Annotated in this window: 18 protein-coding genes; 15 read left to right on the top strand and 3 right to left on the bottom strand. The window is 51.1% G+C overall.

Going from position 1 to position 19,024, the window contains the following annotated elements; translation table 11 throughout:
• Positions 1–120: 120 nt before the first annotated feature.
• Positions 121–405, top strand: coding sequence for a WGxxGxxG family protein (locus A372_RS0108160; RefSeq protein ID WP_019420346.1), 285 nt, complete (start codon positions 121–123; stop codon positions 403–405).
• A gap of 197 nt (positions 406–602) precedes the next feature.
• Here A372_RS0108160 and A372_RS0108165 read toward each other — a convergent pair whose 3' ends face one another.
• The gene (locus A372_RS0108165; RefSeq protein ID WP_019420347.1) at positions 603–2,240 is read right to left on the bottom strand and encodes an MDR family MFS transporter; all 1,638 of its coding nucleotides are present in this window, start codon (positions 2,238–2,240) and stop codon (positions 603–605) included.
• Between the two features lie 313 nt (positions 2,241–2,553).
• Here A372_RS0108165 and A372_RS0108170 point away from each other — a divergent pair, with 313 nt between their 5' ends.
• The 5 genes from A372_RS0108170 to A372_RS33565 all read left to right on the top strand — a co-directional run bounded on the left by A372_RS0108170 (position 2,554) and on the right by A372_RS33565 (position 8,249).
• Positions 2,554–3,483 (top strand): TetR/AcrR family transcriptional regulator, encoded by a 930-nt coding sequence (locus A372_RS0108170; RefSeq protein ID WP_019420348.1) that lies wholly within the window; start codon positions 2,554–2,556, stop codon positions 3,481–3,483.
• On the top strand, positions 3,465–4,202 hold the full coding sequence (locus A372_RS0108175) for an energy-coupling factor transporter transmembrane component T family protein (protein ID WP_019420349.1): 738 nt from the start codon (positions 3,465–3,467) through the stop codon (positions 4,200–4,202). Before A372_RS0108170 ends, A372_RS0108175 begins: the two co-directional genes overlap by 19 nt.
• Positions 4,203–4,334: 132 nt before the next feature.
• Complete coding sequence (locus A372_RS0108180) at positions 4,335–4,943, top strand: ECF transporter S component (RefSeq protein ID WP_019420350.1); 609 nt, start codon at positions 4,335–4,337, stop codon at positions 4,941–4,943.
• Between the two features lie 15 nt (positions 4,944–4,958).
• Positions 4,959–6,599 carry an ABC transporter ATP-binding protein gene (locus A372_RS0108185; protein WP_019420351.1) on the top strand — a complete coding sequence of 547 codons (1,641 nt, stop codon included), beginning with the start codon at positions 4,959–4,961 and terminating at the stop codon, positions 6,597–6,599.
• 102 nt (positions 6,600–6,701) lie between these two features.
• Entirely contained in the window at positions 6,702–8,249 is a 1,548-nt protein-coding gene (locus tag A372_RS33565) for an MDR family MFS transporter (protein ID WP_237728505.1), read from the top strand.
• Between the two features lie 105 nt (positions 8,250–8,354).
• Here A372_RS33565 and A372_RS0108195 read toward each other — a convergent pair whose 3' ends face one another.
• The gene (locus tag A372_RS0108195) at positions 8,355–8,828 is read right to left on the bottom strand and encodes a MarR family winged helix-turn-helix transcriptional regulator (RefSeq protein ID WP_019420353.1); all 474 of its coding nucleotides are present in this window, start codon (positions 8,826–8,828) and stop codon (positions 8,355–8,357) included.
• Positions 8,829–8,979: 151 nt separating this feature from the next.
• Between A372_RS0108195 and A372_RS0108200 the strand changes: the two genes are divergently transcribed.
• The 4 genes from A372_RS0108200 to A372_RS0108215 all read left to right on the top strand — a co-directional run bounded on the left by A372_RS0108200 (position 8,980) and on the right by A372_RS0108215 (position 12,489).
• Positions 8,980–9,975 carry an NAD(P)H-quinone oxidoreductase gene (locus tag A372_RS0108200; protein WP_019420354.1) on the top strand — a complete coding sequence of 332 codons (996 nt, stop codon included), beginning with the start codon at positions 8,980–8,982 and terminating at the stop codon, positions 9,973–9,975.
• A gap of 26 nt (positions 9,976–10,001) precedes the next feature.
• On the top strand, positions 10,002–10,700 hold the full coding sequence (locus tag A372_RS0108205) for an ABC transporter ATP-binding protein (protein ID WP_019420355.1): 699 nt from the start codon (positions 10,002–10,004) through the stop codon (positions 10,698–10,700).
• Positions 10,700–12,004 (top strand): ABC transporter permease, encoded by a 1,305-nt coding sequence (locus A372_RS0108210; RefSeq protein ID WP_019420356.1) that lies wholly within the window; start codon positions 10,700–10,702, stop codon positions 12,002–12,004. Before A372_RS0108205 ends, A372_RS0108210 begins: the two co-directional genes overlap by 1 nt.
• A gap of 68 nt (positions 12,005–12,072) precedes the next feature.
• Positions 12,073–12,489, top strand: a complete 417-nt coding sequence (locus tag A372_RS0108215; RefSeq protein WP_019420357.1) for a hypothetical protein — start codon at positions 12,073–12,075, stop codon at positions 12,487–12,489.
• Positions 12,490–12,604: 115 nt separating this feature from the next.
• On the opposite strand, the gene A372_RS0108220 is transcribed toward A372_RS0108215, so the two are convergent.
• A complete protein-coding gene (locus A372_RS0108220) occupies positions 12,605–13,873 on the bottom strand; it encodes an NAD(P)/FAD-dependent oxidoreductase (RefSeq protein ID WP_019420358.1) in 1,269 nt (422 codons plus the stop codon).
• A 145-nt stretch (positions 13,874–14,018) separates the two neighbouring features.
• On the opposite strand from A372_RS0108220, the gene A372_RS0108225 reads away from it, so the two are divergent.
• From A372_RS0108225 to nadE, 5 genes are all read left to right on the top strand, one after another.
• A complete protein-coding gene (locus A372_RS0108225) occupies positions 14,019–15,767 on the top strand; it encodes a two-component system sensor histidine kinase NtrB (RefSeq protein ID WP_019420359.1) in 1,749 nt (582 codons plus the stop codon).
• A gap of 46 nt (positions 15,768–15,813) precedes the next feature.
• Positions 15,814–16,614 (top strand): hypothetical protein, encoded by an 801-nt coding sequence (locus A372_RS0108230; RefSeq protein WP_019420360.1) that lies wholly within the window; start codon positions 15,814–15,816, stop codon positions 16,612–16,614.
• A 79-nt stretch (positions 16,615–16,693) separates the two neighbouring features.
• Positions 16,694–16,813: a hypothetical protein gene (locus A372_RS37895; protein WP_019420361.1), complete on the top strand. Its 120-nt coding sequence runs from the start codon at positions 16,694–16,696 to the stop codon at positions 16,811–16,813.
• A 157-nt stretch (positions 16,814–16,970) separates the two neighbouring features.
• Complete coding sequence (locus tag A372_RS0108240) at positions 16,971–17,405, top strand: BrxA/BrxB family bacilliredoxin (RefSeq protein ID WP_019420362.1); 435 nt, start codon at positions 16,971–16,973, stop codon at positions 17,403–17,405.
• Between the two features lie 88 nt (positions 17,406–17,493).
• Positions 17,494–18,303 (top strand): ammonia-dependent NAD(+) synthetase, encoded by an 810-nt coding sequence (nadE, locus tag A372_RS0108245; RefSeq protein WP_019420363.1) that lies wholly within the window; start codon positions 17,494–17,496, stop codon positions 18,301–18,303.
• The last annotated feature ends 721 nt before the right edge of the window (positions 18,304–19,024 follow it).

The raw sequence follows: 19,024 nt of genomic DNA on the forward strand, positions 1-19,024 counted from the left end.
AAGCACCCATGAGATACGGGTGCTTTTTAATATACCTTAAAGCGTGACTGTTTCGTATAAGGATTGGATCACATGGGAATCTTACAACTGATATAACATTACTAACCGGAGGTGAATGAATTGAAAAAACGATTGTCAGCTATTCTGATAATGGCATCCATTTCTATGGTTCTCGCCGTACCAGCCTTTGCAGTAGATGGTTCCAGTTACGATGGCGGTATGAACACCAACGCGACTAATGGTTACAACACCAACACGACTGGCAATTACAACACAAGCAACGTCAGAACTAACGCTGTAAATGGCAACAGAGGAAACAATTATGGTTGGCTCGGTCTGCTTGGACTAATTGGCTTAGCAGGGCTGCGTAAAAGAAACGATGAATATTCCGGTCAACGTTCATAAGCTGTAAATTTCGATATTTAGCTGTTCTAAAGTAAATATGAGATGCAAGATGCACCCACATGAGACATCATTATATCTTTGGGGTGCATTTTTTATGTCTGCGCCGTCTCCAATACTTTTCATTAAAAAGCCGCCCCCGAAGGAGCGGCTGAGAACAACTTACGTGTGACTTTATTGTGAGGGTGACCGTTTTTCCATCATGAGTTGGAAGCGGACGCCTGAGGATGGGAATGTCCATCCATTGCTGACTCGTCATCGGCTCCCCGCTTGCGTTTCTTGTCCATCCCGTCACGGGAGATACGGCCGTTGCCGATAAGCAGCGATACGAAGATGCCGAGCACGATAAATCCTAATCCGGTCAGGAACACGGTGGAGAAGGAGGAAGACCACGCTTCTTTGACGGTATCCAACAGGTTCGTTTTTGCTTCTGCAGGAAGCGGAATTTGTTCGCTGTTAATGAGCATTTGATACAGCGTATTCGAGTCGGTGCCGGTCTTATCCAGCACAGTCTGCGTCATCGCATCAGCGCTCGCCTTGGCTTTGGCTATGTTGGTTGCGATGACCGCATTCATGATGACATTGAACAGCGTCGCTCCGATTGTGCTCCCGATAGAGCGGAAGAAGGTCGTCGCTGAGGTGACGGTGCCCAATTTTTCACGCGGGAACGCATTCTGGACGACAATCGTAATAATTGGCATTACAAGCCCCATCCCGAAGCCGAGCACCATCATGAAGCTATAAGCGGTAATCTGCGTCGTATGGACGCCCATCGTGCTCATCAGCAGGAAGCCAATGGAAGTGATGAGCATTCCCGCTGCCATTACCGAACGATAAGGCATGCGCAATACGAGGCGGCCGCCGAGGACGCTGGCAATAATGAGCGCAATCATCATCGGTGTCATTGTGGAACCGGCCTGCGTCGGTGTCACGCCTAGCACGCCCTGCATGAACATCGGCACGAACATGATGGCGCCGAACATGCCGAGACCGACGAGAAAGCCGAGTGTGACGGATACATTGAATACGCGGCTCTTGAACAGGGACATCTCGATAATCGGTTCTTGCGCCCGACGTTCCACGAAGACGAATAGAACGAACAGCAGCAGCGCGCCAGTAAAGATAAGAATGCTCGTTGCCGAAGTCCAACCATATTTATCGTGATTCAAAGACAACCCGAGCAGAAGCAGCACGATACCTGGAATGAGTGTGAAAATACCTAACCAGTCGATGGCCACTTTCTTGCTCTTGTCCCGCGGAGCATCCACGGACTTCATCCCGATAAAGATAAGGATGGTCGATAATAATCCGAATGGAACATTAATTAAGAAAATCCAATGCCAACTAATATTATCTACGATAAATCCGCCAAAGAACGGCCCGATCACGGAACTAAGACCGAATATCGCCCCGAAGATGCCTTGCCACTTCGCGCGCTGCTCCGGAGTGAACATCATGCCGATGATCGTCTGCGACATCGGCATCAGCATCCCGCCGCCGATCCCTTGTATGGCTCGATAAATGATTAATTGCTCCATGGTGGTAGCTGTCGCACATAGCCCAGAACCGACGACGAAGATAAGCCAGCCGATCAAATAAATAAAGCGGCTTCCGAATAAGTCGGCCAGCTTGCCGGCTAGAGGAATAACGGTGGTGGAACAGATCATATACGCTGTAGTAACCCATGCAAAGATGGAAAACCCGTTTAGATCCTTAATGATGGTCGGCATAGCCGTACCGACAATCGTTTGCTCAAGGGAACTGAAGAACATCCCCATAATAAGACCGAATAAAACCATGTTGCGACGAGACCGGGTGGGGTCATTCGTCATCGTCATTCGCAATCACCTTGCTTTCGTTCAGTATGTTTTTTCCTCTGCAGCCGTTGTGTACCTATGAGTGATAACTTGCGATAAATCGTAATTATCCGCATCCATTTCACAGCTGACTTTCCGGTCAACCAAATGACATGTTGATACTATAATTCCGGTTGACCCGAAAGTCAAATGTTTTGTTTCTAAAATATTTCACTCATATATCCATGTGTGGTATGGTTAGCTTATTAAATGATTGCCTCCTTGACTTCGCAGTCATTGACGTGACGGTCAAATGCTCAATGATGTCCGGTCAATTAGGCATGGAGGACGCGACATGGAAGATAAGAAGAGTCAGATTATGGAGACCGCACTCGCGTTATTCGCGGAGAAGGGCTATCATAATACCTCGATTCAGGAAATTGCGGATCGGATTGGCATTGCCAAAGGATCCGTGTATTCGTTTTTTCGTTCAAAAGAAGAACTGTTGATTACGATTTTCGACCATTATCATCAATTGATGTATGAGATGCTTCGCCACACGTTGACTGAGAGTTTGCCTCCGCGTGAGAAATTGGAGAAGTTGATTCGTGTCTCGCTTGAGCAATTCAGGCGTTTCAAGCTGTTCCTGACGATGCAGCGGAAAGAATCGCACTTGCATCAGAAACGGGAAATTCGCGACATGGTGTTCGAGTTCCGGGCCAAACGGTTCTTTGCTTTCCGTCAAGTTGCTGCCGAAGTATACGGGAAAGAGACAGAGCCATATTGGATCGACCTCGCGACAATCATTAGTGGTATGACCTTCGAGTTCATGAATTATGCGGCGTTCGATCGGAAAAATGTGGACTTTGGCAAAGTGAATCATTTTATTATTAACGTGCTGGATGCGACGGCGGAAGCGTTGGTGAAGAAGAAAGCGGAACCTGTCCTGACGCTCAGCATGATGAACGACTATATCCGGGCAGGGAAAATCGGCCTGTCAGACGAGCAGCAGCATTTGCTGCAGCGAGTGTGGGAGCTGAAGGATGCGGTGCTGCAAAGCCCTTGCGGTGTCAAGCAGCGAGAGGAAGCGGAGCAGGCATATTCCACCTTGGAATCCGAGGTGCTGCGGGGCAATGCAGGTGGAGTCAATGCGCGCGCAATGGCGTTGTTTCTCGGTTCACTGCCGGAAGAATCGATACAGCAGGCGGCGAAGCAAGTGCTCGTCACATTACAATCTCCGCGTTGGGGTGAAGGTGAAGGCAACTCGTGCGTACGTGGCTGCTGAACTTGGACCCGATAACGAAAGGGATATGGCTCCTGAGCACCGGACTTGCCGCGATTGTCACCTTGAACTTGTCGTGGCAATCCGCTTGGTTCGCAGCAGTGCTTGCGATCGGCCTGTCCGGCGCAGATTGGTCACTCGGCCGATGGGGCAAGACACTGCTCTGGCTATTAGGCTTCGGCCTTCCTCTCTTTCTGTTTCAATGGCTCGTCCTGCCCGGGGAGACGCCGTGGCTGCGCGCAGGCGGGCTCGTCTTGACGGCGGAAGCGTGCCGGGATTCGCTGACGCTGACGCTCCGAGCGATGACGCTGTTCCTGTCATCGCTGCTGTACGCGTCAACGACAGCGCCGCGTGATGTGGTCGTGGCGCTGTCGCATCATATGCGGCTGCCGGACCGCTTTGCGTTCGCGGTCGCCATTGCGCTGCGCTTCGTGCCGCTTCTTACGGAGGAAGCGGCACGTATTCGCCACGCGCAGCGCATGCGTCAGCTAGCGCCTCCGCGCGGGCTCGGCGAGCGGCTAGGCATTGCTCGCCGCTACGGGGTAACCGTGGCGGCGAATGCGCTCCGCCACGTGCAGGAGGTGGCGACCGCGATGGAAGTGAAGCGGTTCGGCGCGGTCGCCACGCGCACGCACTGGCGCAGGCTGCGCTTTGCGCCTGCTGGAATCGGTGTCGCGGCCGCCTCCGTAGTGGCGGCGGCCGCGACATGCTTGTTCGGCTAGGGCAGAGGAAGACTCGTTCCATTCAGCCCTAGCCACGCAACATTATTACTTGCAATTCCTTCATAAGGCTTGTAACGTTAAAACAAGATATTCCAGAGTTAACGTTGTCAAGGAAATGGAGGAATTATACTCGTGCAACATAGACCCGCTGAACGCTTCTCCTTGCGTTCGTTATCGTTGTCCGAATGGGTGCTGATGGCGCTCTTGGCCGCGGCTAATGGCGTGCTCACAAGTGGATTGTCATGGGTGAACAAGCTGCTTCATTCTATGGGCGGTCCCATGCTCACGTCATCGCTTGTCGGCTTATACATGATTTACGGTCTGCTTGCGATGTATATCATTCGCAAACCGGGTGCGGCGCTAATGACCTATGCGCTTGGCGCTTGTATCCAAATTCTCGTCGGCACTGCATACGGGGCTTGGTCGGCTATTGCGGCGGCCGCCTGCTATGCAATCGTGATCGAGCCGATTTTTTATTTGTTTCACTATCGTCATTATAATTGGGGCGCCATGTTATTTGTCGGTACCGCCGCGGTGCCGCTCTGGTTCGTCGTGTCCGCCTTCATGTTCGGGTACATACAGTACGAGTCATGGGTGCTCATCGTTACGTTACTTATCCGCTGTCTGAGCGGCATGCTGCTCTGCGGCGCGCTTACGAAAGTAATCGGCGACCGCTTGGCGCCGACGCGGGCGGTTCGCCCCTTTGCGCTCGGCCGTGACTATCGGGAACATCAGGGATAGGAGGAAGACGATCTGATGGGGCAATCGTTAAGCCTGGATGAGGTCATGCGTGCCGAACGCGTGGCCTTTACCTATTTAGGAGAGAACGAGCCAGCGCTCGAAGAATGCAGCTTCTGCATTTTACGCGGCAGTGTCACACTTATCGCCGGTGGCAACGGCAGCGGCAAGACAACGCTATGCAAGCTGCTTGCCGGTGCGATGCAGCCATATGAAGGAACGGTGCGCGGAACGATAGATTCAGCAGCGGCACACGTCGATTCGTCCCCGCTTGTCGGCTTCGTGCTGCAGGAGGCAGATGAGCAGTTCGTTATCGGGACGGTGGAAGACGAGCTTGCCTTTGCGCCTGAAAATTTGGGCCTGCCGCGCGATGTCATTGGCAAGCGGGTGGAAGAGCAATTACGCAGAGCTAGCCTTACTTCCCTGCGCCATCGGCAGGTGCATCAGCTGTCCGGAGGGGAGAAGCAGCGGACGGCAGTCGCTTCGGTTTTGACACTGGAACCCGACATTCTCATTATGGATGATGCGTGGAGCCATATGGACGCGCCGGCTCGCCGGCAGCTGGATAAATCGCTGCAAGCCTGGCATCAAGCAGGCCGCACGCTCATTCTAGCCGTGTCACGATTGGATGAGATGGACTGGAACTGGTTAGATAATGCCCAGCTTCTTCTTCTGCACGATAGACGCATTGCCTTCGACGGTCATCTGGCAGAAGGATTGAGGTACGGACAGACTGAGAAGTCGGTAACGGAGGATGACTTCGCTTATCCCAACCTGGTCAGCCTGTGCCGCAAGGCAGGAGTGCTTCCCTCTGGACCTGTTCCGATCCAACTGCAGGATAGTCTGGTATCTGATTGTGCAGCACCTAAGTGTACAACGAAATCCGCATGTCCTTCAGACGCGGCCGGGGCGTTACTTCAAGTGTGTGAGCTCGACTTCCGCTACCGCCTCGGAGCCCATTCGCGCTCGTCGCGTGACTATGCGCTGCACAGTATCAGCTTTCAGCTTTTGCAAGGGCAATGCGTTATCCTGCACGGTCTGAATGGTTCAGGGAAATCGACTCTTTTCCGCATACTAACGGGAGGGATGCCGCCTAAGGCCGGGTATACGAGCGGTACGGTGATGCTCGAGGGGCGCCCATTCTCACAATGGTCCACTTATGATCTTGCGGAGCGCATCGGTTTTGTCGCCCAACATCCGGAGAACGGATTGTTCGCTGATACGGTGGAGGAAGAAATACGTGATGCCGTTCTGATGGCGCAGCGCAGCGGCCGCTCGTGTCACGATGCAGGTGACGGCCTCATGACAAGCCAAGCTCTCGATAAGCAGGTAGAGACCTGGCTCGAGCATAACGATTTAAGTTCGGTCCGGCACCTTCACCCACATGATCTGCCTACCGGCGCGAAGCGTCTCTTAAGTCTCACCTTGGCCGTTATTCACGATCCGCCTATCTTATTGCTGGATGAACCGACCGCAGCGCTCGATGCCCGCCATGCCGAGGCGGTACGGGATTGGTGCCTCGCGCAAGCGGAGAAGGGGCGAGCGCTTATCGTGGCTACGCATGACCCGATGTGGGATCAGGTTCGGCATTCGAGTATGCGTCAGGCATATATGGATGAAGGAAGGTTTACAGAGGTTGTTCAAAAAGCCCCCTTTTGATCACGAAGCATGTACTAAATACAGTGAAAATGCCGTTTAGCGGCTCGATCTTGTTACATTTTAAAAATACATTTTACAGATGGAAAGGGGAGGACAATGATGATGAACACAGCTACCATGCAAGCCGGGCGCAGCCGCAAACTGGTAACCCTGGCGCTGCTGCTGTCCACATTTCTTGCAGCTATTGAAGTGACGGTCGTTAGTACCGCCATGCCGAAGATCGTATCTGACTTGGGCGGTATGCAGCTGATCAGTTGGATATATGCCGCCTATTTACTGACGACGGCTGTATCGACGCCGCTGTTCGGTAAGTTGGCTGATTTATATGGGCGCAAGAAGCTTTTTATTTTCGGCTCAGCCTTGTTCGTCGCAGGTTCCATGTTATGCGGATTGTCGATGAACATGACGCAGATGGTCATATTTCGCGCGATTCAAGGGATAGGCGCTGGCGCCGTACTCCCGGTCACGTTCACGATTGTGGCCGACATTTACACGTTTGAAGAGCGAGCTAAGATCCAAGGGCTGTTTAGCTCCATATGGGGGATTGCGGGACTAGTAGGTCCGCTTGTCGGAGGATTTTTCGTCGACTCTCTGTCCTGGCATTGGATATTTTTCTTTAATGTTCCTTTTGGCATCGTATCCGTCTGGATGATTATCGTCTGCTTCAAAGAAAAGGTGGAACGGAAGGACAAACCGGTGGACTACGCAGGGGCTGCCACGTTCACGATTGGCATGACGGCCTTCTTGTTCGCAATTATTACCGGGGGGCAGAGCATTGCTTGGAACTCTCCATGGATGGTGCTATTGCTCGGGATCGCAGCTGTCTTTCTCGTCATGTTCTACTTTATTGAAATCAAAGCGCCGGAACCAATGGTGCCATTTCAGCTGTTTCGCATTCGAGACATCGGCGTATCGAACTTGGTCGGATTTTTGATTAGCAGCGTTCTCATCGGGATCAACTCGTATTTGCCGCTATGGATTCAAGGGGTGCTGGGTGAAAATGCGACAAGCTCAGGTTTGTCCTTGACGCCGATGTCGATCGGTTGGCTCATCGGTTCGATTATTGGGGGGCGGATGCTCATTAAGAGCGGAGCGCGCTTGACCTCTTCCATAGGGATGACCTTCATCGTCATTGGTTCCATATGGCTAGCAATGATTACCGGGGCGACATCGGTGTGGGTTATCGTTGCGTTGATGGCGATATCGGGTCTTGGCTTCGGCTTCTCGATAACCGTCTTTACGATCATTGTCCAATCTTCCGTGGAATGGAACATGCGCGGGGCATCGACGGCGCTGAATACGTTCGTGAGAACGTTGGGTCAGACGCTCGGTATTGCCGCCTTCGGAACGTTCCTGAATGCCCGCATTGCCTCGTTAGTCAGCACGGCGGGACCGGAAATTTCTTCGCAGATTACAAGCGATGATTTGAACAATTTGTTGAACCCCGAGAGTGCAAGCCAATTGGCGCCGGATATGATGAACATTTTACGTGGTTTTTTGGAAACGGGGCTATCTAATGTATTTGCCGTTATGGCTGCGATCGCGGTCATCTGCTTCGGGTGTACACTGCTGATGCCGAAGTCAAAGACTGGCCAAGGCACCAACCAAGCAGGTAATACTGCAGGTTCGGCAAGCCATTCCGCTTCGTAATGAATGCATCCGCATCGCTGTGAGGCTGCGGAATGAACTGGATGCTGCCCGTATAAAGAAGAAGAAACGGCGAATACGCTTATTCATTTGCCGTTTCTTCGTCAATTAAGAGCCTTTCTTCGTGACGAGACTCAATTTCTCCGCTTGTATACCTAATTTTTTAAGCAAAGAAATGGCTTGTTCCTTCTCTTCCAAGGTCAGACCACTCATGGCGCGCCGCAGCGTCTGCGCTTGCTTAGGGAATATGGCATTCATCTCTTCGTGTCCCATATCGGTAAGCTCCGCAAAAATGACACGGCGATCTTTGGCGCAAGGATGTCTGCGAAGCAGGCCGTTGCGCTCCAGCTTGTCGATGACGTAGGTGACGTTACCACTTTGCAGAAGAAGCTTTGCCCCGATTTGTTGTATAGGCTGAGGTCCTTTATGATGAAGCATTTCTAATACAGCAAAATCAGTAGGGTTGAACCCTTCCACTTTACATCCCGCGGCGGAATGGTCTGCGACACTCTTGAAAGCCTTGGAAAAGACGCGGAACAGATGTAGCGATGTTTCGGTCTCGCGATCGATTCGCTCAGACATTCGAATCCCACCTTATACTAGTAGTTGCGTAATAATCGTATAACGGAAGCGAACATGACTAAAATATCATTTATCACATTTGTGAAAGAAAGAACAAAAAAATTTTAAAATGTTTAAATTCGTTCAATAACGTAAAAAGGAGGCGGAACGATTGAAGAATGATGAACACGCTGAAATGATCGCTTGTCGAGTAGGGGAAGAACAGAAGCTGTATTGGGGATTGTGGAACAAGCCCGCATTGAAGTCCGGAGAGCTGCTTGTCCGCATCTACGCAACGGCGTTGAACCGGGCAGATCTGCTGCAGAAGCGCGGGAAATATCCGGTTCCGGCAGGGGCTTCGCCCATATTGGGGCTGGAGATGTCGGGTACCGTTGAAGCAATCGGAGAAGGCGTCACCGGTTGGAACATAGGCGATCGGGTGTGCGCGCTGCTGCCGGGAGGTGGCTACGCCCAATACGCGGCCATTCCTTCGAATATGGCGATGCGCGTTCCCGATAACATGACGCTGGAACAGGCGGCCGCAATGCCTGAAGCTTATTTGACCGCATTTTTGAATGTATTTCAGCTTGGCCGTCTGCAAGCAGGGGAGTCCGTGCTTATCCACGCCGGCGCAAGCGGAGTAGGAACGGCGGCGATTCAGCTTGCCCATGCTGCCGGTGCGCGTGTGGCCGCCACGGCCGGATCGGAGGAGAAGTGCGGAGTAATCAAGCAGCTCGGTGCCGAGCTTGCAGTGAATTACCGCAAGGAGCCGCTTGCCGAGTCTGTGTTACAATGGACGGGGCAAGCAGGTGTACATTTGGTGCTCGATCCGGTCCTTGCTCCGTATTGGAAGGACCACCTTCAATGCATGGCGATGGACGGTCGTCTCGTGCTAATAGGCACGCTGGGCGGTTCCAAGGTTGAGGTGGATTTTATGTCTGTCATGCTGCGTCGGCTCCAGATTATTGGCAGCACGCTCCGCGGGCTGCCGCTTGAACGCAAGGCCCGGTTGACGGCTGATTTTGTTTCCTTCGCGATGCCGCGGTTCGAAGCGGGGCAGTGTATGCCTGTCGTGGATTCCGTATGGCAGCCGGATCAAATAAATGAAGCACATGGGCGTATGGAACGTAATGAAAATGTAGGGAAATTAGTTCTAATCGTGCCTTGAGGCACAACTGAAAGGGGAAATTCCTCTTGATTGTACTGGATACACATATTCAATCAGCGGGTTACGATAAAGGTGAATCAAAAATTCATGATATTACGTTTCAGGTCGAGGCCGGCCAATTGGTGGGCTTAATCGGACCGAACGGTGCGGGGAAGAGCACCACGATCAAGTCGATATTAGGAATTATGCGTGATGTGCAAGGAAGCGTACGAATTGGCGACGGCAAGGGGACCTACGCTTACGTTCCGGAACAACCCGTGCTATATGATTCCATGACATTGTGGGAGCATTTGGAACTGGCTGCGGCAGCGCATGAGATGCCGCGTGACGAGTTCGAAGCACGGGCCGAGGAGTTGTTGCTGGAGTTCCAGATGACGGAGCAGAAGCATCATCTGCCGACCAGCTTCTCCAAAGGAATGCAGCAGAAGCTAATGCTTATTATCGCCTTCCTGCTGCGTCCTTCTCTCTATATAGTGGACGAGCCGTTCGTCGGATTGGATCCGCGCGCCACCCGACGTTTTCTCCGCATGCTCGACAAGGAACGACAGCGCGGGGCAGGTGTGCTGATGAGCACGCACGTGTTGGATACAGCCGAACGCGTGTGCGATTCCTTCGTGCTCATCCACCAAGGGCGCATTGTTGCCCGTGGAACATTTGAAGAGGTGCGGCAGGCGTGCGGATTGCCTGAGGGCACTTTATTCGATTGCTTTGAGGCGTTGACCTGATGGCGAAGCAGCGAACTATCACAGCGATGGAACCATGGACGCTGGCTTCGCGGCGCTTGAAGATGAATGCCGTCTACCAATGGAAGGCGCTGCGTACCGTATTGGATTGGACGGTGTGGCTGTATATCGTCATCCCGCTATTGCTGCTCGGGCTCAAGTTCTACTATGATTGGTGGACGGATCCGCTGCCTGCCTCATGGATTGCCGGGCCGTACATCCTGTTTCTTCTACCCTGTATTTTGCCTGTCATTATGGGGATGATGCATACTTGGGCGGAAGGGGGAGACATCTTATTTTTGCGTCAAAAATCGACATGGTGGAAACGGTTGGTACTATTCGGCTTGCTCGGGTACATCATTCGCAGTGTGCTGGTTACCGGCTTCGCGCTGCTTCTCGTCTCTCCATGGCTCGTTCGCGGGTATGGCTTGCCCGTTACTCTGCTGCTTGGCTTCGGCCTCGCCGTCAGTGTATTGTCTGTCTTGACTGCATTGCTGCGCAATCGTGTCCATATTGCATATGGCGGTTGGCGAAGATGGGGGATATCGCTTATCGTCGGTATACTGTCTATTGCAGCATTCGGATTCACATTGTATGTGCTGCAACTCCATTATCTGATCTGTATTGGCTGGGCGGCAATACTGGCAGTGCTTGCGACTCCACTCTTTCTGTGGCGCATCCATGCACGGCACACTTTTGACCGGGATGTCGAGGTAGAAGGGGAAATAAAGCTGCGCTTGACAGCGTTGTTGCTGTCCCGAAGCGTAGAGAAACCGACGCGGAGCAAACGCAAGCGCCCACTCCTATTCCCGAGATCCGGATATTTTATGAAGCGAAAAAATGGCAGCCAGCAAATCGGCGCAATTGCCGTCAAATCTTTGCTGCGCAGCAGATCTCATCTGACTTTCTATATTCAACTCACCATGGTTGGCCTTGGAGCATCGTTCGTTGCATCCCAGTTCGGGCTCTTTCTCATTATTGTGCCTGTATTGTACGTCATCCTCAGTTATTGGCTTAGCATGTACTGGCGAGAGTTCATTGAAGGCGATGTTCCTGCCATGTTCTCATTCCGTTCCGAGCAGCTGCATAAAGCAGCGCAGCATATGGTAATGGTGCTCTGTGCAGTTCCTGGCGCTCTGTGGGCGCTCGCAGGGGGCTTAGTTATGACGACGCCTCTCCTAAGCATCGGCTTGGCGGCATTCGGAGGGCTGGCCGCTGCGTATATCGGCAGTATTGTCATACTGATGACCGGTTGGAAAGAGAAGCGGAAGCAGGCAGATGCTGCGGAAGATATGGCAGGGCAATAATGGGCGGGGTATGTTCCTCTTCGACTCGGGCATATTAACGGATAGCTCACCAAATAGGAGGAACGAGTATGCCAGAAGCAGCCATTCGGTTCCGGTTCACGGACGCCGCCAGTGCCATGTTGGCATTTGATACGTTGGAGGAATTGGGATACACTCCGGCATATGACGGAGACAACCATACGGAACTTCATGTGCATGTGGAAAAAAGAGATCTCACGTCTGCGCTCGAAATAGCAGAGGCGCATGGTGGACAGCTTGTAGAGGAAGCGGATTTAACTGAAGTGTCCGTCATGAACCAGGCCTACGGCATGGATTGGATTCCGATTCCGGCACATGTTGTTAATGAGGATTGGGTTGATGATGATCGATATGCTGTGAAGGACCGTACTCCGAATCATGATGACTTGTCTCATCGGGAGGAAGAAGCTTTTGGTTGGATCGATGACGAGACGACCAATCAATTCCCAGGCGGCATTCATATCTGAGTCGCAGAATATACGATGAACATAATTTAATGGTGCATTTTATGAAATAAGGGCAGTTCCGTCTATTTTACCCCGAAAGGGAATAGCGGACTGCCCTGTTTGTCATTTAGTAGAGCTATTCATGAACAGCTTGGGCAGCGTGTTTGCCGGCTGTATAGCCTGTCGCAAAGGCGGCCGTAATATTGTATCCCCCTGTATAGCCGTGAACGTCTAAAATTTCTCCGCAGAAGAACAACCCGTGCATCTTCCGGGATTGCATCGTCTTTGGTTCAATCTCCTTCAGGTGGACTCCGCCTCCGGTTACGAATGCTTCTTCCAATGAGAGGGTTCCGTTCACTTTGATCGGAAATGCTTTTATAAGACGGCATAGATCCTGCCAGGGCTGCTTCGGAATATGATCGTAGGTTACCGTGTCATCGATTCCTGCTTGCTGTAACAAAATGGGGATGATTCGCTCGGGCAGCAGCAGCTTGAGCACATTTTTTACGGCTTTCTTCGGTTCTTGCGCGCAAAGCTGCAAAGATTTCCGTTCGAGTTCGGCCAGAGACATCTCTGGCTGGAGGTCGATCGTCAGATTGACGGTCTCGCGTCCCGAACGTTGTAATTGCTTGATGACGAACTGACTGCAACGAAGCGCGGTCGGTCCAGATAGACCGAAGTGAGTGAACAGCAGGTCGCCTTCGTGTTCAACCACCTTTTTGCCTTTCTCATTCCATACTGCGACACGAACGCTGCGCAGCGACAACCCTTGCAGCAGTTTCTCTCGAATAAAGTACGCATTTGAAGTAAGCGGCACTTCGGTCGGATACAACTCCGTTATCGTATGGCCTGCTGCCGTCGCCCAAGCGTAACCGTCGCCGGTGGAGCCGGTGTGAGGTACAGATTTTCCGCCCGTTGCAATAATGACAGCGTTACTATGCAGCGTTGCTCCGTTTTTGAAGCGCACGCCTTGAACTGCTCCTTCGTGATATAATACGTCGGCGACCGGTTGGTTTACGAGTATCGTGACGCCAAGGCGGCGAACCTCGCCGATTAACGCTTCGACCACAGTCTTTGCTTTATCCGAGACGGGAAACATACGTCCGTTATCTTCTTCCTTCAAAGCGATGCCAAGGCCTTCAAAAAAACGGATAATATCCCGATTATTAAAGTGGGCGAAGGCACTGTGCAAAAATTTACCATTACCCGGAATGTGTCGAATTAGTTCCTCTTGGTCTTTAATGTTAGTTACATTGCATCGTCCGCCGCCGGATATGGCGAGCTTGCGTCCGAGCTTGTCCCCTTTGTCGACAAGCACCACCCGCGCGCCGTGTTCAGCAGCTGCGATGCAGGCCATTAGACCGGAAGGGCCTCCCCCAATGACGATAATATCGGTTTGTTTCATTTCGTTCTCCTTCTGCTATTGTTCTTACGCTATTGTAACGCAAAAATCGAAACTTGACGAAAAGGTTGTGTTGCTCCATTGTTAATAAAGAATAATTATGATTTAACCAAGGCATCTTTAACTTACTTTATAGAGGAGATATAACATGTACGTGGCCCTCAAGGAAACCCTGCTGCAAGTTCTAATTGCTTGTATTCCGGCGTTCTCTTGGCAGCTCTGCTCCATCAAGCCGGAGCGCGTAGCGCGCGCACCGGTTATCATCGGACTGACATCGGCTTTCTCCGTACTTCTTTGCATGGTGTTCTCATTTTATATGGATACGGCGCAACCTTTTGATTTCCGTTTGCTCCCGTACATGCTCGGTATTTGGTATGGAGGTTACCGTATCGGGCTTGCCATCGTTGGGCTCTATATATTAATGATGTTCGGCTTCCAAGGAGTTCAACAGCCGCAAATGATGTGGGGCGATGCGCTTATTTATTTGACGCCGTTTATTTTTGCTTTCATTAATAAATTCCGTCAATCTGGATTGCGGATGCGCCTTTTTATTTATCTTTCCTTTTCTTTGCTCGGAATTATGCTTTATTACGGGTTTTATGCAACCGCTTCACCACACGGGAAGCTATTTTTGTTCACCGATGCGAAAGTGATGCTGTTCATGGTTATGTTCGCCGTCATGTTTCTGATTACCGCCTGCCTGCTCATTTATATGATTGAAGAAACGCGGGAGAAAGCTTTTTTGCAGCAAGGATATCAGACGGTCTCTCGGCGCTATCGGGAAGAAATGGAGAAGCTAAGTCAAATTTTGAATACAGCGCCGCTCTGTGTAATTGCTATTGATGTTGAGACGAGAATTACAGCAATTAACGATAATATGATTGAAGGAATACTTTTGCAAGTGCCCAATGTTGCACGGGCTGAGTTGATTGATCGGCCGCTGAGCGAATTGCTGCAAAAGATGGGGGATAATCCGAATCAGTTCATTATTTTAGAGGGGGCGCTGCAGGGAGGCGTCGTGGACGGGGAAGTGGCCCGGTTCGGAGATCGGGAATATTACATACTTGCCAATGCCATTCGAAGTCAGGAGACGGGAGAAATCGTCGGAGCGGTCGGTATGGCGCACGATATCACGGAGCTAACCCAGCTGCGCACCGAAATCGGCAATATGGAACGGCTCCATCTGGTGGGGCAGATGGCAGCAAGCATTACACATGAAATTCGCAATCCGATGGCGGTTATTCGCGGTTTTATGCAGCTGATGCAAGAGAAGAGTCCTGACAATTTACAAAATTATTTTCATATCGTTATGGATGAAATTGACCGTGCCAACGGGATTATTAATGATTTTTTGGCGCTGGCGCAAAATCGAATCGTGGAGAAGGAACAGATTCATCTGCACGATATCATTCAGCAACTGTCTCCGCTCCTCTGGGCGGATGCGAATCTCCGCGGTCAACAAATCATATTCCGGCTTGCTGAACATGAGCTTATTCCAACGCTATATTTGAATACCAAGGAAATGAAGCAGCTCATTCTGAACTTGGCGCGAAATGCGATGGAGGCGATGGAAGCTTCGGATACGGAGGGAATATTAACTTTAGAGACGGTGCTTGTTCCGCAAGGCGTTCAGCTCCGGGTACGTGATACGGGATCAGGCATTCCTCAGGTAGAGCTGGATAAGTTGTTCGAGCCTTTCTATACGACCAAATCAAAAGGAACGGGGCTCGGCTTGCCTTTGTGTTTGAGCATTATGGAGCGGCATAAGGGGACGATAGAGGTATTCAGTACTGAAGAAGGAACTGTTTTTGAAGTGACGTTCCGGTTACATGCCGCTGATTCGGAGGGAAGCTTCCCGTCACTCAATGATGAAGCTGGGGCCCCCGCATTGAATTGAACCCGTCGTAAACGTTCGTTATGATAGACATATGGGGGGGGACCGTATGAATGTGCTTCAAATCGGAAATATTACAATCAATTGGGAGTTGTTTGTCAGCTTTGCCTCTTTTCTTATCGCGGTATTCATCATTTCACTTCGCTCACGTATGGAAGGGCAAGCTTTACGGCATTATACCGACTGGGCGCTAACGGTAGCACTTCTGTTTATTTTGAACGAAAAACTCGGATTTCTGTGGGATTCCCCGTCTATTATATGGCAGCAGCCGCGTACGCTGCTTTATTTGAACGGAACGTCTGCGAACGGCAATATGCTGCTTCTGCTCGGGATTGCCGTATGGACGACTATATATGTACGTAAGCACAAACTTTCATATACGATATTGTTTGATCTGTTGGCTCACGGTATCTTCACGTGGGTAGCGGCCTACGGCTGGCTCTATACGCTGAACGGGTCCAATGCTCCGGGCTTTACGCCGCTGCCGCTGCCAAGCGGGTTTCCGGCTCATGGCCTGCCTCCGGCGGAGACGTTGGCTTGCCTCATCCTGCTTGTCGGGATGTGGATGCGCCGCCGCCCGTTAGGTACGCTTGCAGATGCTGAGCTTGGCTTTCTCGCAGGAGGGAGCATCGGCATGCTGGGCAGCTACTTCAAGCCGTACGAGTCGCTTTGGCTCGGATTGGGGTATGAGCAATGGCTGTGTGCCGCAATGTTGGCTGCAGGCTACGTCGCTGTGCGCCGCCGTGAACAAGGGAAGCAAGGGGCGGCTGAACCGACTGAATCGGTTGAACTGGCTAACCTGACTGAACAAGCACCGGAGGCTGATGAAGCAGATCATCTGAAAGGATAGGCTTCCTTCTCTATGCGCATAATAGAGGTTGTTCACACGCACTTTATAGAAGCGACATAGCGGAAAGGAGGCCCATGCGATGAGCAGTCAAGACTCGAAAGCGCAGGAGCGGCAACAGCAAAAAAATCGTGAAAATAAGTCGAACGAGAGCACTGTCGTAGATAAGAAGTTGGATGGACCTAACCGTCCTTCCACGTAACGGTGACGGGACTGTCCGAGGGAAAGCAAAGATTCTGTTTACGGGATCTTCGGCTTTCCCTTGCTTTACGTCGCTGCAAATGGTTAAATATTTAACGATAGCTTATATTCAACCAATCTATCAACGGAATTATTTATAAGGTAAGGAGTGAGCACTGATGTCCATGTCTTTTGAGCAATATATGAGTGATATGGTTCAACCGATGCGTAATGAACTGACTTCCATCGGCTGTGTTGAGCTGCGGACAGCGGAGGAAGTAGAAGAAAAATTGCCTGCAGCAAAGGGCACCGCATTGGTTGTGGTGAACTCGGTATGCGGTTGTGCGGCTGGACAATGCCGTCCGGGCGTGCGTAAAGCGCTGGAACACGAGGTGACACCGGATCATTTGTTCACCGTGTTCGCCGGCCAAGATAAAGAAGCGACAGCGAAGGCGCGCGAATATTTCGCACCGTTTCCTCCGTCTTCTCCTTCCATCGCATTGATGAAGGATGGCGAATTGGTGCACTTTATTGAGCGTCATAGTGTGGAAGATCGCTCGGCAGAAGATATTGCAGCAGATTTGAAAGCTGCATTCGATCGCTTCTGCCGCTAAGAAGACGAAAGCATGCAGTGATAGCCCCGCGCCTTTATGGTGCGGGGATTTTTACAAAGAGCAGCTGGAATAGGAAGGAGACGAGACGATGAGCTTGCAACAAGACATTATTAAGCGTTTCGGCGTACAACCACAAATTGATGAGAATGCGGAAATTCGCAAGCGCGTAGACTTCTTGAAGCAATATGTGAAAAGCTCCGGAACGACAGGGCTTCTTATCGCGATTAGCGGCGGGATAGACAGCGCAGTCGTTGCCGGCTTGTGCAAGCAAGCGACGGATGAGCTGGCGAAGGAGTCGGGACAAGAATACATCACACTCGGCGTGTTTCAACCGTTCGGCAATCAAGTGGACATCTCGGACAGCTATGCCGTGGCGCAAGCGTTCGCTCTCCAGCATACGGTGGAGACGAACATTGAAGATGCGGTGAACGAGGTGACGCTTGAGGTGGAGCAAGGCTTCAAGCAATTGAACCAACCGCGCCATCTCAGCATTCCGGGCAAAGGGAACGTGAAGGCGCGCGTCCGCATGGTGGCCCAATACGCTCTTGCCTTTGACTTGAATTTGCTTGTCGTGGGTACGGATCATGCATCGGAAGCATTAACTGGCTTCTATACGAAGTGGGGCGACGGCGCCGTGGATATTACGCCGCTATCTTCACTCAACAAACGCCAAATTCGCCAATTGGCCGCCCACATGGGCGTTCCAAAAAGTGTGATTGACAAGGTGCCGACGGCTGGTCTGTGGGACGGCCAGACAGACGAGAAGGAGCTCGGCATTTCCTACGATCAAAATAGCGACTATTTGGAAGGCAAAGCCGTACCAGATGACGTGCGCGAGAAAATCGAGCGCCAATACCGCAAGACAGAGCACAAGCGCTCGCCGATTCCAGGAATATAGTCAGATGTCGCCCAGGTTTTATTTGATCGAAGACGAACATAATCTGACGGCGAATGCATTGCAGCACCCCAAGGCTTAAGCAACTGCCTCGGGGTACTTTTATGTTTGCTGCTCTCTCTTAGCTTTACTCTCCCATTCAATCAGTAATTTGAATGCAGCGACGTAACCTAACGAGTGGAAAGAGAGTTATTTCGAGTTGACTGGCTGCTTTAAGGGGGATTTTAAAATTCTACGTGTCTCTCTGTAACTCTAAGTAGATCTATGTAACCCTAAGTAACCCTAAGTAACCCTAAGTAGTTCTAAGCAGATTTATGTGTCTCTCTGTAGCTCCCTGTAAACCTCTGTAACTATCTGTAACTATCTGTATCTCTACATATATCAACATATCTCTAGGTATATCTAGCTATCTCTACATATCTCTGGGTATCTCTACGTATCTTTACGTATCTCTACATATCTCTACATATTTCTAGGTATCTCTACGTATCTCTACGTATCTCTACACATCTCTATGTAGTTCTTGTCACTCCCCCTTTGCTCACTCTACCCTTTCGTCAGGAGCGGGTTCCTTTTTGCTCTTTTTATCATCTCTTCGTTATTTTCGTTACTTTTCTAGGTTGCTACCGCTACGAATGTGAAATTCGAAAACGGTTCAATCTTAAGCCGTATTCCCCTGTACAAATTCCAAATCTCTTATAATTCTGAGTGTAGGGGAGAATGG

It is taken from the genome of Paenibacillus sp. OSY-SE (genome assembly GCF_000283315.1).
GTDB classification, from domain to species: Bacteria; Bacillota; Bacilli; order Paenibacillales; family Paenibacillaceae; genus Paenibacillus_B; species Paenibacillus_B profundus.

Excerpts from the sequence above, each read along its gene's own strand:
- A372_RS0108165 (WP_019420347.1), bottom strand. The coding sequence starts at position 2,240 with ATGACGATGACGAATGACCCCACCCGGTCTCGTCGCAACATGGTTTTA.
- nadE (WP_019420363.1), top strand. The coding sequence starts at position 17,494 with ATGAGCTTGCAACAAGACATTATTAAGCGTTTCGGCGTACAACCACAA.
- A372_RS0108195 (WP_019420353.1), bottom strand. The coding sequence starts at position 8,828 with ATGTCTGAGCGAATCGATCGCGAGACCGAAACATCGCTACATCTGTTC.
- A372_RS0108170 (WP_019420348.1), top strand. The coding sequence starts at position 2,554 with ATGGAAGATAAGAAGAGTCAGATTATGGAGACCGCACTCGCGTTATTC.
- A372_RS0108215 (WP_019420357.1), top strand. The coding sequence starts at position 12,073 with ATGCCAGAAGCAGCCATTCGGTTCCGGTTCACGGACGCCGCCAGTGCC.
- A372_RS37895 (WP_019420361.1), top strand. The coding sequence starts at position 16,694 with ATGAGCAGTCAAGACTCGAAAGCGCAGGAGCGGCAACAGCAAAAAAAT.
- A372_RS0108225 (WP_019420359.1), top strand. The coding sequence starts at position 14,019 with ATGTACGTGGCCCTCAAGGAAACCCTGCTGCAAGTTCTAATTGCTTGT.
- A372_RS0108210 (WP_019420356.1), top strand. The coding sequence starts at position 10,700 with ATGGCGAAGCAGCGAACTATCACAGCGATGGAACCATGGACGCTGGCT.
- A372_RS0108230 (WP_019420360.1), top strand. The coding sequence starts at position 15,814 with ATGAATGTGCTTCAAATCGGAAATATTACAATCAATTGGGAGTTGTTT.
- A372_RS0108185 (WP_019420351.1), top strand. The coding sequence starts at position 4,959 with ATGGGGCAATCGTTAAGCCTGGATGAGGTCATGCGTGCCGAACGCGTG.
- A372_RS0108220 (WP_019420358.1), bottom strand. The coding sequence starts at position 13,873 with ATGAAACAAACCGATATTATCGTCATTGGGGGAGGCCCTTCCGGTCTA.
- A372_RS0108240 (WP_019420362.1), top strand. The coding sequence starts at position 16,971 with ATGTCCATGTCTTTTGAGCAATATATGAGTGATATGGTTCAACCGATG.
- A372_RS33565 (WP_237728505.1), top strand. The coding sequence starts at position 6,702 with ATGAACACAGCTACCATGCAAGCCGGGCGCAGCCGCAAACTGGTAACC.